The following is a 13,827-nucleotide window of genomic DNA, read 5'->3' as shown; positions in this document are numbered from 1 at the left end:
CGGAATATCATATGTTCTGAGCTAAGATAATAGTTTGTAGGGTCTTATTTATCGGGTGTAATGACTCACTCCGCATTCAAGGAATTTTTTGAAATCCTCTTTGGGCATATATCCTGAAACAGGTGTGTTAATTACTTTTCCATCAGGAGTTATTAAAACATAGTGAGGCTGAGAATTATTGTTAAAGTTCACCTGCTGAAATAAGCTCCATCGGTCTCCAATTGTTTTTACCTTTTTGATTTGTCCGTCCCCAAGGTCAATTTTGGTTTTCTGATCCTCAGGAAGTTCTTCTTTGTCATCTACATATAAGGAAGCTAATACGACATCATTCTGAAGGATCGGCAGAATGTCCGGCTCGCTCCAAACAAATTCCTCCATTTTTCTACAGTTTTCACATCCGTATCCTGTAAAGTCAATTAGGATGGGTTTATCCTCTTTTTTAGCCAGTTCTATTGCTTTGAAGAAGTCGTGTTCCGGATGCATTCCTAAAATTCCGTCTTTTTCATCATGGAAATAACTTACGTTCAGAGGAGGTAAAATTCCGCTTAATAATTGAAGTTTCGGACGTTCGGATGGGATTAACCCTTGAATAAGGTAAATGACAAAACCAATTCCCAATACCCCCAATATCTTTCTGGTGACAGAGATTTTAGGCTTTTTATCATCATGCGGGAATCTGATGAATCCTAATAAATACAATGCTAATCCTAAAGCAATAATAATCCAGATGGCAATGAAAAGCTCTCTTTTTAAGAAGAATGTTTTGGAAACAAGATCTGCTTTAGACAAGAATTTCAATGCCAATGCCAGTTCTACGAATCCTAAAACTACTTTTACCGTATTCATCCATCCTCCGGATTTCGGAAGACTTTGTAATGCCTGCGGGAATAATGCCAGCAACCCAAAAATAATGGCCCATGCCAGCCCGAATCCTGCCAACGCAAAAGTCAGCAGCATAGGAACATTGGATGAACCTGTCACGGCACTTCCCAGTAAACTTCCTAAAATAGGTCCTGTACATGAGAAAGAAACAATAACCAACGTTAATGCCATGAAGAAAATACCGATAATTCCTCCTGCCTCTTCTGCCTTAGAAGATTTGTTGGCAATAGAACTTGGCAGCGTGATATCATAATACCCGAAGAAACTTCCGGCAAAGAAGATGAATATAATAAAGAATGCAATATTCAGCCATACACTGGTGGAAATCTCGTTGAAGATATTTCCGGCAATTCCGTCAATAATATGGAAAGGAATACTTAGTAAAACAAAGATCAGAAGAATGAAAAAACCGTAAATAAGTGCATCTCTTTTTCCTTTTGCCTTGTTTTTGCTCCCTTTGGTAAAGAAAGAAACCGTCAGTGGAATCATCGGGAAAACGCATGGCGTAAGCAAGGCAATTAACCCTCCGATAAATCCAAGGAATAAATATGTCCAGTAATTTTCATCCACTTTGGTAGACGCTGTACCGCAATCAGTCAAAGGTTTTTTGAAATCGATGGTTGCAATTTTCAGCTGCTTGGGATCCAGTTTTGAAGTTTCTGTGATCGTAGCTTCTGTTTTTGCTGGATTTTCAGTAACCGTTTCAGTAATTTTTACAGAGTCTTTTACAGGACCTGTGGTTTCCTCAGTTGCGGCCTCTTCCGTTGCACCTTTTGGGGTAACTTTTTGGCTGAACTCTAATGTATTGGGAGCCAGACAAACTCTGTCGTCACAAGTCTGATAGGTGATCTCCGAAGTGACATCTGCAGGTTTTGTCGGATCTTTTAATTTAAATTTCTGCTTAAATCCGGCAGAATTGGAGTAGAATACAATGGTCCCTCCAAAGGCTTCAGAAAATTCTTCATGTTTTTTACCTACTTCGGTAAATTTTCCAATCAACTCAATATTCTTTCCTGTCACTTTATACTCCGTCGGAATTCCGGTATCTTCCGGTAAATCTTTAGAGTAAATGTGCCATCCGCTTTCCATGGTAGCATTCAATACCGCTTCGTATTGATTGTTTCCCAAATCATTGATGGTGAATTTAAACTTTACAGGATTTTTTATCTGCGCATTAATTCCTGTCGCTAAAAATAGTAGAATTAATAAAAACCAATTTCTAAATTTCATTTTACTAAACTAATTTGAATTACTTTTATTTAATAACTGGTGCTTATACCCAAAGAAAGGCCGGCACTCTCAGGAACAAATCTGCAAACACCGCCTACGCAAAGCAGCCCTCCTCTTTGTCTGCCATAAGAAGCCTGAATTCTCGTGCTGTTTTTTCTGAAAACCAGACCTCCGGTATAATAATGCATTTGCTTTTCTTTATCAGAATTTCCATAATTATAAAGGTCGTTTGCGAAAACCGACCAGTTTTTATTGAAGTTATATTCAAAAAGACCGGCTGCCCAGTTTCCATGATAGCCGTTTGCCCATTGGTGCTGCAGCTCAAGTTTCATAGAGCTTTTGGAAAATCTGTAAATATTATCGAGAACGATGGTTTGCGCTTTTACCTCACCACTTGTTTCTTCAACTCTTTGGGTGTTGTAGTACTGATTGATAAGTACTAATCCTATTTTCCATTTGTCTTTCAGCCTGGTTCTGATATCAAGGCTTTGGTCTGCATAATACTTTTCTCCTAATGCAAGGAAATCAGTTGTGTAATCCCGGATATCATTGATGTATGATCTGTATGTTCCTTTCAATCCGTACCAGTTTGAAATATTCAGAGAGAGGTCTGTTCCGTATTTTCCGCCCAATAATGTTCCTTTTTTTATCTTATAGAAGATGTCAAATTGAGAGCCTATTTCTCCTGACTTCTTTTGAGGAAGAAAAGACAGTCTTGGTTGTGCCTGATACACATAAATATTGGCCAGGCTATAATCATATTGTTTGGTGAGTGAAGGAATATAATTCAGAACGGAATTATGATAAATGTTTCCGATTTGGTCTCGTTGTGAGTAAAAGTTAAAGTTTTCCAGTCTTCTCAGTCCGGCAATGATTCCAAAGCGGTCTGTAGCATAAGAAAGGTTAAGCAGAAAAGCATTGCCTGAAAATGTATTATTCGGATCCAATGAGTTTACCTGCTTGATATTATCTCTGGTTTTGTAAAGATATTCCAATTCCATTGTAAAATTAGAATGCTCCATTTTCATTCTGGACGAATAGATGCTGACATTTTTAGGGAACTTGGTGTTTTCTCCATTATCTTCATATTTATTAACATAGCTGAATCCGATACTTGTGTGAAGATCTTTCGCCTTTATCATATTATCCAGTTTCAGTTCGGTGTCCAGTCCTGTTATCAGTCCGTCTGAAAGATGAAATCCTAATCTCTGTTTACCTATTAATGCTTTTAGAATGACGGTTTGGCTGGGATCAGTATATTTTATTTTTCCTCCCAGCAGGGAATTGGCAATTCCAAGCTGCTTATCTTCCCATACACGTAGAGCTAAGCCGCTGCCGAACTGTTCATAAAAATGACCTAATGTGACATCTATTCCCGCCTTTTCATTATTATAGTTTATAAAATAAGTGCCCAGGTTGGTTTTATTCAGAACCGGGGAATAATTAAGTAAGGCTTTTGGTTCATATGCTTCAAGCTGTGCCCCTGCGGTGAAGTTTTTTAATTTATAGTTGACATTCAGGTAGTTATTTGATCTGAATCTCCGGTCTTTTTCAGCATCGGAGAGTTTTACTTTGCCGTCATCAATATAATATTGTGAATTGGATTCCAGATTTACAGAAAGTTGGCTGAAAAGATTGACACTGCACAAAAAAGCGGCACCATATAATAATTTCTTTTGCATAATTAATGGGCGGTATTGTATTCTTTAATCTTTTTGATCAGTTCATCTTCATCTCCGGGAGAATAGCCTATATGTGAATATACAACTTTACCCTTATGAATGATTATGACGTGGGGAATACTGTTAATGTTTAAGGCTCTCTTAAGGGTTTGATTAGAGTCCAGTAATACCGTGTAAGGCCATCCTTTGCTTTTAACAAGTGTTTTTACTTTCGATACCGTACGGGCATCATCTGTAGCGGTTGCCAATAAGGTAAAGTTGCTTTCTTTCTGCCAGTCTTCATACTTGTCATTAATTGCAGTAAGTTCTTCCATACAGGGCAGACACCAAGTAGCCCAAAAACTGACAATCACCGGATTAGAGGAATCTATTTTAGAAAAATTGATTCTATCGCCAGACAATGTGTTTACTGAAATATTGGGAAGGTCCTGAGCGTAACAAAAACTTACTAAAAAAAATAAGATTGCTGATAAGATTATTTTTGACATGATATTGTTTTTAATAATTAAACATTTATTTTGTTGGCTAATATATAATAAATTGTGTAGATTTAATGCGAATTATTCATGTATTTGTTGAAATCATTGATTTTATCAAAATGTTAATGTTTAAATTTTCAACTTATTCATTAACATCGCACACGTAAAGCTTCATTTTTTAAAATAACACATTAAAAATTTCAAATTAAAATGAAAAAAAAGTTATTATTTCAAAATTGTGTGATTTTATTTTTTTTGTTACTGGCTTCCTGTAAAGGATCTATGAGTGACGAAGGAGATAATGCGGTTACCTATCTTACAATTTCTTCAGAAGGAGGTAACGAAAAATTGTTGGGAAAAACCTTTACTTTCAAGGTAAAAGATAATCTCAATAATGACATTACTGCAGAAAGTGAAATTTATGTCAATAATCTGCTGATAAATGGAAATCTCTATACGCCATTAGAAAAAGGAGTGTACACTATTCGTGCCCAATACAGAAATCTCCCTGTAAATCCCATCTCTGTAAATGCTGTCATCAATGACGGCGTTAATTTTAAACATAGAATTTTATATGAGGATTTTACTGGCACATGGTGTGGAAACTGTACCCGTGCGGGTGCCAGAGCCAAAAATCTGAAACTGCAGACGGATGATGGCTTTGTCTTTATGGGAATCCATGGTCCGAGCGGCCAGGATCCCTGGTCAAATGCTGTAAGTACTGAAACTGAAATTTTCAAAAATGTTACGGGATCAGACCTTGGCTGGCCCACTATGTTCATTAACAGAAATATAATGTGGGACGATAGTGAAAATTATACTGATATGTCGTTACCGTTGTCTCAGTTAAAAGCCTTCAGTAAAATTGGGATAAAAATAGGCTCTGATGTGTCTGGCAATACCCTGAATGTTGATGCCCGGATTTCTTTTGCCCAAAATTTTTCAGGACTTACAATGGCTGCGTTTATTGTAGAAGACGAGCTGGTAGGTAAACAAAAGAATTATGTTCCAGCTTTGGGTCCTGCTACAATTTACGATTATGTTCACCATAATGTTTTACGGGACAAGCTGACGTCATCGGTTGCGGGAGAAAACATTCCGGATTCACAGACCGGGATTTCCAACGAATATTCAAGAACATTTCAATATACTATTCCTTCAGCATACCAGCGGGACCACCTTAAAATTATTGTGATGGTAATGGATGGAAAAGGAAATGTGTTGAATGTAAGAGAAGAAAAGATAGGCATAACCAACACCTATGAATTTTTATAAAATTATTATTTACTAACTTAAATTATCAAACAAATGAAAAAGATTTTATTCACGATGTGTATCCTGATGTTCGGGATATACTATTCACAGACTTATTACAGTCAGGATTTTAATACTGCCGGGCTCAACGGATGGGTGAGCACGGATATCGACGGTGATGGGAATCAGTGGTTTAATGGAAATGCTTCCGGTATATATCCCAATCTCGGTTCGGGAACTATGGTTTCATATTCTTATAAAAGCGGACAGGCACTTACACCCAATGACTTGCTTACTTCTCCATTAATCGATTTGAGTACGGTTACTGCTTCCAATGTTTTCCTGTTGTATGATGTCATGACACATCCTCAAAATTCAGGAACACCAGAAAAATACTCTGTTTATATTACTACAACCAATAATCCGACGGCCATTACAGCTTCTACTCCGGTTTATACTGAAAGCCCTTCTTATGCCGGGGTTCAAACAAAAACTATTGACCTTTCGTCTTTTATAGGACAGCAGGTATATGTATCCTTCAGGCATTATGATTCTACCCCTTTTTGGTTAATTGGGATGGATAATGTTGTTGTAAAAACATTAAATAACAATGATGTTGCACTGAAAAACATTTCCTTAACCCGTTATGGAGTAATCAATACAGATTATTTTATCGCAGCAACTGTAAAAAACAACGGAGCACAAAGTGTTAATAATATAACGCTGAACTGGAATGATGGCACAGACCATTCTGCTGTAATAGCATTAACTACGCCTTTAGCAGCCGGACAGGAAAAAGTAATTACGCATTCGGTTGCTGTGAATTATCCTACAGTCGTAAATAAAAATATTACATTTTCTGTTACCGGAGTCAATGGAGCAGCGGATTCTACTCCCGCAGACAATACATTGTCAACCCAGTTTATAAGTGTAAGCCAGAATTCACCTAAAAAAGTAGTGATTGAAGAAGGGACGGGAACATGGTGCGGCTGGTGTCCAAGAGGAGCGGTAGGAATGCATAATGCTGAAAATAGTTTTCCTAATGATTTTATAGGAATTGCCGTACATAATAATGATCCAATGACTTTGGCTGCATATAATACAGGAGCAAGCTTTAACAGCTTTCCGGGAATGAATGTGGACAGAAGCCTTCTGAAGTTGAGTGTTGGTCCTGACTTTTCTGAGTTTATTAATGCAAGAAAATCACTGATTGTCCCAGTTGCACTAAATGCAACATCTTCCCTGGCAGGAAGATCCTTAACATTCAATGCATCTGCTGTTTTCAGAACTAACTTTACAAATGCTAACTTCAGATTCGCAGCAGTTGTTATAGAAAATGAAGTAAAAGGAACTATTTCAGGCTATAACCAGGCAAATTATTATGCCGGAGGAGCGGCCGGACCTATGGGTGGATATGAAAGTAAGCCCAATCCGGTGCCTGCTGCGGATATGGTTTATGATCATGTAGGCAGAATGCTGTTGGGTGGATATGCCGGACAAACCGGATCTGTTCCTGCTACCATAACTGACGGACAGGTTGTAAATTATACATTTACAGCAGATATTCCAACCACATATAACTTGGATAAAATAAAAGTTGTTTTGCTTTTATTGGATGGTACAACCGGTGAAATAGTAAATGCTGCAGGACCTTTTGCCATAAGCACAACATTAGGAGTTCATACTGCTGAAAAGACAGATAATGAGCATACATTATATCCTAATCCTGCAAAAGACTATTTCAAAATTAACGGAAAAGGAAAAGTGAACATTAAAATTTTTGATGTCAATGGAAGAATAATTCTTGAAAAAGAAGGTGTAGAGCCTAATACTCCGATTTCTGTACATGATTTTGTAAAAGGAACTTATCTTGTTTCCATCAAAGAAAAAGATGCGGAACCGGTTACTAAAAAGTTAATTATTAAGTAATTTCTCACAATCCGGGAAGCTGTATAACAGCTTCCTGGTTTTATAAATTAAAAAATTATGAAAAATATTAATTACATTATATTTCTGCTCGTTTTTATCTCTTTTTATGGGAAAGCGCAGCTTGCATTGGCAAAAGAAGACGGAACACCAATAAATGACGGAAGTGTTATTACTTATAACAGCGTGGATGAAAACCTCGCAACTTTACATTACAAGATTAAAAATACCTCTTCCAGCCCTGTTAATGTTCGATCAAAAGTTATGAATATTATCAATGCTGACGGAAGTAATTTTCAGTTCTGTTACCAGAATACATGTCTACCATTTATCATTTTAGGAGCAGTTTATCCCGGAAATTCCAAACCGGCAATCAATGTTCCGGCAAATTCTGAAGTTTCAGGTGGGTATACCATGTGGAACAAAGACACTGGTTCAGGAACATTCCCAATGGACTATATAATAAAATATTATCTGGTTGATAACTTTAATAATGAATATGGTACACCTGTAACATTTACCTACAGATATAATCCTAATGCGACATTAGGAGTACATGATATGACAAAAAGCAAGACGTCTTTTGCTGAAATTGATGTAACCCGTGTCAAATCTGTAATCAATATAACTTCCAAAGAAGATTTATCCTATATCCTGTATACCACTGATGGGCGAACTGCTTTGGCTGGAAACCTTAAAAATGGAAAAAATGTTATAGATGTTTCTCGTCTGCAGCAGGGTAATTATATTGTTTTTTTTAAGAATAGCAGAGGCGAAGCTTTATCAAAAAAAATAGTAAAAGAGTAATTTAATTATTTTCGATAAACGAATTTTCTTTTTAGCGGGCAAAAGACTATCTTAAATTGAGATGGTCTTTTGCTGTTTTACAATGAAATATTTTCCTGTTTAAAAGTGATAAATCATATTTATTTTACTATTAAGAAGTATAAACAAGTAAAATATGCACTTAATAATCTTATATTTAAACTTACATTTAACAAGATCAGGAAATGAACAGATGGATTAAAAATTTACTCATAGTTTTCGGGGTTCTGGTGGGACTTGTTCTCGTTGCAAATTTCGGATTAAATATATGGCTTAAAACCCAGCTTCCGGACTATATAAAAAAGAACACGGACTATCAGGTTTCCTACAAAGCCCTTGATGTGGATTTAGGAACCGGAAATATTTTAGCAACGGGAATCTCTGTTAACAGTAAAGATCCCCAAAACACAGACGTTATTGGACTGCAGGGTACTGTAGATACCTTAAAAATAAGTCGTTTCGGGATTTATGATGCTGTTTTTAATAAAAGAATCAACTCATCCGATCTGCTGCTTTCAAAACCTGTTTTAAATGTCATTCTTGCAAAGCCTGTAGACCGCAAAACCGGAAAAAAAAGAAATCCGGTTTTATTTGAAAATATAAGGATCAACGAGGGTAAAATTGCTGTTTTCAGACATACCAAGCAGAAATTTCTATCGGTACAGCAATTGGATCTGTTTGTAGAAAATTTACAAATGACGGAAGAATCTGTAGAAGATAAACTACCCGTCGTTTTTGACAGATACAGTATTAAAGGAGAAAAATTCTTTTTCCGCCCTGATGACACGTATGCGGTCACTATAAGCAGTATCAATACCAGTAACGGGCAGATGGCAGTCGAGAATTTCAGACTGACTCCGCTGCTCTCATTCGCTCAGTTCAAAAAGTTTTATCCTAAAAAAGCCCAATTATTTGAATTTGCGGTTCCTAAGATGGATTTTACCGATGTCATTTTAAACAAAAATAAAGTTTCACTTACCAATGCAGACTTCCGGAATCCTGTTCTGAAAGTCTATAATACTGGAGTAAAACCTAAAAAAACTGAAAAAAAATCAAATTTTGAGGTTGATTTAAAAAATGTAAAGCTTAATAATGCTATAGTAAAGGTTACTAAACCAGATGGAAATAATCTTCTGTCCGTTGGAAATCTTATGCTGAATATCAATCAGCTGAGGTTTAATAAAGAAACGTCCGAGCAGGTCATTCCTGTAGGATACAAAGATTTTACTATTGCAGCCAGGAATATTGAATATTCCAACGCTCAGAATATCACAGTAAGAAGCTTTGCGCTGAAGCCCGCCAATGGGGAAATCCGGGACGTTGTATTGACGTCAGGTCATCCTGCACCAGGAAAGACAGCAGCAGATTTAAAAACGAATCATATTGCTTTTAATATCAATAAACTGGAATTTATTGATAAAAAACTCAATGTTGATCTTAAAGACCTTCTTATAGAAAATGTAAACGGTACTTTTAGAGCAGGAGAAAAGCCAGCCAATAAATCTGCCGGGCCCGGTATTATTAATTCCGTCATCATAAGAAAAACATCTTTAAAAAACTCAAACATTACTTATGATAAAGGAAAACAGCCTTTGACTTTCCATGATCTTAATGCAACGGTAAATAATATTGAATTATCTCCTAAGCCTAATCAGCCGGGGCTGTCCTTCAAAGTGAAAGACTATTATATTACCATGAGGAACCTGGCTTATAAAACACCGTTTTACAACATGAGCCTTGGACTTCTTAAGCTGAATAAAAATAAGATACAGATTACCAGTTTTGCCATGAAGCCTCTCGTTTCAAGAGCACAGTTTATCAAAATGATACCCGTTGAAAGAGATCTGTATGACTTAGAAGCCGGACAAATTACCGCAGAAGGAGAATGGGACCTGTTTTCTCACAATAAAATGGTAAATGCTTCGCAAGTAGGTATTGAGTCCGCACATGCCAATATTTTCAGAAGTAAAATCCCCAAAGATGACCCAAAAATAAAAGCATTATATTCTAAAATGCTGCGTTCTATTAAAATTCCAATGACCATTCATAACCTTGATCTGAAAAATTCGGTTCTGGTATACGAAGAAGATACTCCGGAAAGTATGGGACCGGGAAAACTGACCTTCAGCAACTTTAATATGAACGTTAAAAATCTGAATTCTGCTAAAATAAAAGGAAGACCTACAAAAGTGGACATAAAAATCAACTGTTCTTTCATGAATCTCTCACCACTTTCCGTAAACTGGAACTTTGATGTAGCGGACCCGAATGATAGATTTGCCATTTCCGGAAAAACATCCAATCTTCCTGCAAGTGGGATCAATCCCTTTATCAGGCCTTATCTTCATGTGACAGCTACTGCAGGAACTATCCAGGAAATGCTTTTTAACTTCAAAGGAAACCCTGCCGGATTACACGGAACCTTTAATCTTAAGCATAAAGACCTGAAAATTGCTGTTCTCAATAAGAATAACCATGAGAAAAAAGGATTTCTGACCGTAGTAGCTAATGTTTTTCTGAAATCAAACTCAGGAAACTTCCCTGATGCAGTGACGGTAGAAAATGTTGAACGTGATCCTACAAAATCTTTCTTTAATCTTTTCTGGAGAGGAATAGAACAGGGATTAAAGAAAACCCTGATTGGTGCAAATGTCGAAAAAACGGAAAAGAAAGTCAAAGAAGCAGTTTCTTCTGTAAAAGAAATGAAACAGTCGGTAAAAGAAATAAAGCAGGAAATAAAAAATAAAAAAGAAACTCCCCGGCCCGAAGCTGAGAAAAAAGAAAAGAAAGGTTTTCTGAAAAATATGTTCAGAAAAAAGGAGAAAAACGTAGAATAATTCTTTAAACCATTAAGGTGGAATTGTTGACTGCGAGATAAGGATCCCAATGTTTTTAATTACAACAACCTTAATGGTTTAAAAAATTAAAATATGATAAAATTGTTAAAAATTGAATTCGTCACTTTCCTGAATAGGGATGTCTCTTAAAAACTTATCAAATTCTTCACCGGGATAATTGCTGTCTGCACCATAAGAATCTATAATCATTCCACGGTTGCCTGCATTATCCTTTACCACATAAAGTACTGCATTATCATCAGGGTTACTGTCCCCTTCAAAGCGGTAAGTTTTTAAAATTATCAGTTCAGATGGCTGGTACACTTTCTCAGAGTTTTCAAACTTCATTTCACATTTTTCGTTCATTCTGAACTCCCTGTGTATTCCTCTTTCAGAAAGCGTTTTCATCACTTGGCTCAAGGTCGTCATTCTGTCAATGTTTTCTGGATTTTCCATAATAATATTTTTGTTTTTAAGTACAATAATTAAACCATTGCCATCTTAAATGCAAGAAAAATAGCAGATTGTAATTTTCCTAAAAATAAAGTTTAATGTTAACAAAAATTATAATCTTAAAAAATAAAATAGGTATACTTTTTGCAATGGTATCAATAATAAATCAGAGAAAATATGAAAAAAGAAGTTGGAGTTTTACTGGCAGGAGGAGTTGGTCTTTTGGCAGTATTGAGTTTAATAAGCATTAAAAAAATTTTGACTAAAAAAGATAAAAAATATAGTGATTCCTATTCGGACTATCACAGACACTTTGATGAAAAAAATAATGATGATGAAACTCATGGAGTAGAATTATTCGCGCTGAAGTAGTAAAAAAATATATTTAATTATGTTTAAATCCAACGCTTTTGAAAGTGTTGGATTTTTCTTGTGGAAAACTTTAATGTTAAAACTCATTATTTTATAAAAATTCCATTCTAATTTTACAACAGAATGCAAAACGAAAATTTCATAAAAGGTCAGGGAGCTCAGCGGAACGTTGTCAATCGTTTCGACAGATATACCTATGAACCTGAGGATGAAGATTTCGAGACGGTAAAAACCTCTTTCACAGAAGTATTTCCCAAAACTATTGTCAATCAGGTTAAAAGTGAAGATCTTCCAATGGAATATTCCATGAATCCTTATCAGGGATGCGAACATGGCTGCTCTTACTGCTTTGCAAGACCTACCCACGAATATTGGGGCTACAGTGCCGGAATTGATTTCGAAAGAAAAATCATGGTAAAGAAAAATGCTCCCGAACTACTGGAGAAATTTTTTCAAAAAAGAGGCTATCAAGCTGCCCCGATTTTATTGTCCGGAAATACAGACTGCTATCAGCCGGCCGAAAGACAATTTGAAATTACCAGAAAACTACTGCAGCTTTGTCTTGATTACAGACATCCTGTCAATATTCTGACAAAAAATGCACTGGTGTTAAGAGATCTCGATATATTAAAACCAATGGCAGAACAGAATCTGGTTTCTGTTTCTCTAAGCATTCCAACCATTAACGAAGAATTAAGAAGAAAGATGGAGCCAAGAACGAGCTCAGCAAAAAATAAATTAAAAGCTGTAGAAATTCTTTCTGAAAACAAAATTCCTGTACACGTAATGGTTGCCCCTATTATCCCAGGTCTCAATAGTGATGAACCTTTAAATATATTGAAGGCTATTTCGGATGCCGGCGCCTTAGGATTCGGATATACCCTTGTAAGACTAAATGATACCGTTGAGCCGGTTTTTGTGAACTGGATTGAAACTCATTTTCCGGACAGGGCGCAGAAAGTATTAAACCTTATCCGTTCTATGAGAGGCGGAAAACTTGGAGATAAAAGATATTTTGAAAGACAAATGGGAGAAGGGAATATTGCAGAAATGATTCATACCACCTTTAAGATCGGCAGAAAGAAGTTTTTTGATGGCAAAGAATTTCCAAAACTTTCAGCCACTAATTTTACCGGAACCCGCGATCAGCAATTAAGACTATTTGATTGATTATGACATCCGGATGAACCTGCCTATTATATTATAGTATAAAGAATATCTATTTTCAGCACTTATTATATATGTATATAGTATGATTTTCTTTCTCAGGAGCTATTTCCTGCTATCCATTTCTACTCCTCGCACCAGCGCACTCCCACGCTCAGCCCCTCCAACCCTCCAACCCCTGCTGCGGGGTAACCATTACTATCAGGGCTAGGGGACGAGGGGAGGATATAAGTAATAAGTAATAAGTAATAAGTAATAAGTTGGCACAAATGAAAACAAGTTCACATAGGCTATAATAAAATATTCAACATGATCCGTGTCAATCTGTTTCATCCGCGGTTAAAAATAAAAACCATTCAATAGGAACGGACTATAATCCTGAGCATCGTCGAAGGAAGCCCGTTTAATCAAAAGGAATTCCTTAATTCGGCTTTAGCCCAAGCTTATATATAGATTATTAATTTAAAAAAAACTCTACTATATAATATATATACCTTCTTTTGATCAATGGTCACCCTAAAAACCCCGCATCTCGCTCCCCGCATCCTATATCATATCCTTACTCCTTACTCTCAAACTCACCCCGCTCGCAGCCCACACCCCGCACCCTGCATCTCGAAACTCCCCCGAATGATCCATTTTCACCCTCTCCAACGCTCAAACTCTCCAACCCTCCCACACTCTCACCCGATCCCCAAACAAATGTTTAAAATTTTTCAC

10 protein-coding genes are annotated in these 13,827 nt (G+C 36.5%); 6 read left to right on the top strand and 4 right to left on the bottom strand.

From position 1 onward, the window contains the following. Positions 1 to 48: 48 nt before the first annotated feature. From J2786_RS21570 to J2786_RS21560, 3 genes are read right to left on the bottom strand one after another with little or no spacing between them, the layout of a single operon-like run. Positions 49 to 2,112 carry a protein-disulfide reductase DsbD family protein gene (locus J2786_RS21570; RefSeq protein ID WP_310026730.1) on the bottom strand — a complete coding sequence of 688 codons (2,064 nt, stop codon included), beginning with the start codon at positions 2,110 to 2,112 and terminating at the stop codon, positions 49 to 51. 29 nt (positions 2,113 to 2,141) lie between these two features. After that, the gene (locus J2786_RS21565; RefSeq protein ID WP_047426230.1) at positions 2,142 to 3,794 is read right to left on the bottom strand and encodes a DUF6029 family protein; all 1,653 of its coding nucleotides are present in this window, start codon (positions 3,792 to 3,794) and stop codon (positions 2,142 to 2,144) included. 2 nt (positions 3,795 to 3,796) lie between these two features. Further along, a complete protein-coding gene (locus J2786_RS21560) occupies positions 3,797 to 4,282 on the bottom strand; it encodes a TlpA family protein disulfide reductase (RefSeq protein ID WP_052186709.1) in 486 nt (161 codons plus the stop codon). A gap of 201 nt (positions 4,283 to 4,483) precedes the next feature. On the opposite strand from J2786_RS21560, the gene J2786_RS21555 reads away from it, so the two are divergent. The 4 genes from J2786_RS21555 to J2786_RS21540 all read left to right on the top strand — a co-directional run bounded on the left by J2786_RS21555 (position 4,484) and on the right by J2786_RS21540 (position 11,115). Further along, positions 4,484 to 5,548, top strand: coding sequence for an Omp28-related outer membrane protein (locus J2786_RS21555; protein WP_047426227.1), 1,065 nt, complete (start codon positions 4,484 to 4,486; stop codon positions 5,546 to 5,548). 33 nt (positions 5,549 to 5,581) lie between these two features. After that, positions 5,582 to 7,456, top strand: coding sequence for a T9SS-dependent choice-of-anchor J family protein (locus J2786_RS21550; protein WP_047426225.1), 1,875 nt, complete (start codon positions 5,582 to 5,584; stop codon positions 7,454 to 7,456). 57 nt (positions 7,457 to 7,513) lie between these two features. Continuing rightward, positions 7,514 to 8,260: a T9SS type A sorting domain-containing protein gene (locus J2786_RS21545; protein WP_047426223.1), complete on the top strand. Its 747-nt coding sequence runs from the start codon at positions 7,514 to 7,516 to the stop codon at positions 8,258 to 8,260. A 203-nt stretch (positions 8,261 to 8,463) separates the two neighbouring features. Continuing rightward, on the top strand, positions 8,464 to 11,115 hold the full coding sequence (locus J2786_RS21540) for a DUF748 domain-containing protein (RefSeq protein WP_310026724.1): 2,652 nt from the start codon (positions 8,464 to 8,466) through the stop codon (positions 11,113 to 11,115). Between the two features lie 105 nt (positions 11,116 to 11,220). On the opposite strand, the gene J2786_RS21535 is transcribed toward J2786_RS21540, so the two are convergent. Continuing rightward, entirely contained in the window at positions 11,221 to 11,571 is a 351-nt protein-coding gene (locus J2786_RS21535) for a hypothetical protein (RefSeq protein ID WP_047426219.1), read from the bottom strand. Between the two features lie 174 nt (positions 11,572 to 11,745). Here J2786_RS21535 and J2786_RS21530 point away from each other — a divergent pair, with 174 nt between their 5' ends. Both J2786_RS21530 and J2786_RS21525 read left to right on the top strand, forming a co-directional pair. Then, a complete protein-coding gene (locus tag J2786_RS21530) occupies positions 11,746 to 11,940 on the top strand; it encodes a hypothetical protein (RefSeq protein ID WP_047426218.1) in 195 nt (64 codons plus the stop codon). A 123-nt stretch (positions 11,941 to 12,063) separates the two neighbouring features. Then, positions 12,064 to 13,110 (top strand): PA0069 family radical SAM protein, encoded by a 1,047-nt coding sequence (locus J2786_RS21525; protein WP_047426216.1) that lies wholly within the window; start codon positions 12,064 to 12,066, stop codon positions 13,108 to 13,110. The last annotated feature ends 717 nt before the right edge of the window (positions 13,111 to 13,827 follow it).

Origin of the sequence: Chryseobacterium vietnamense (genome assembly GCF_031454475.1) — a bacterium.
Classification (GTDB): Bacteria; Bacteroidota; Bacteroidia; order Flavobacteriales; family Weeksellaceae; genus Chryseobacterium; species Chryseobacterium vietnamense.
Note: the sequence above shows the minus strand (reverse complement) of the source record. Positions and strands in the feature narration are given on the sequence as shown.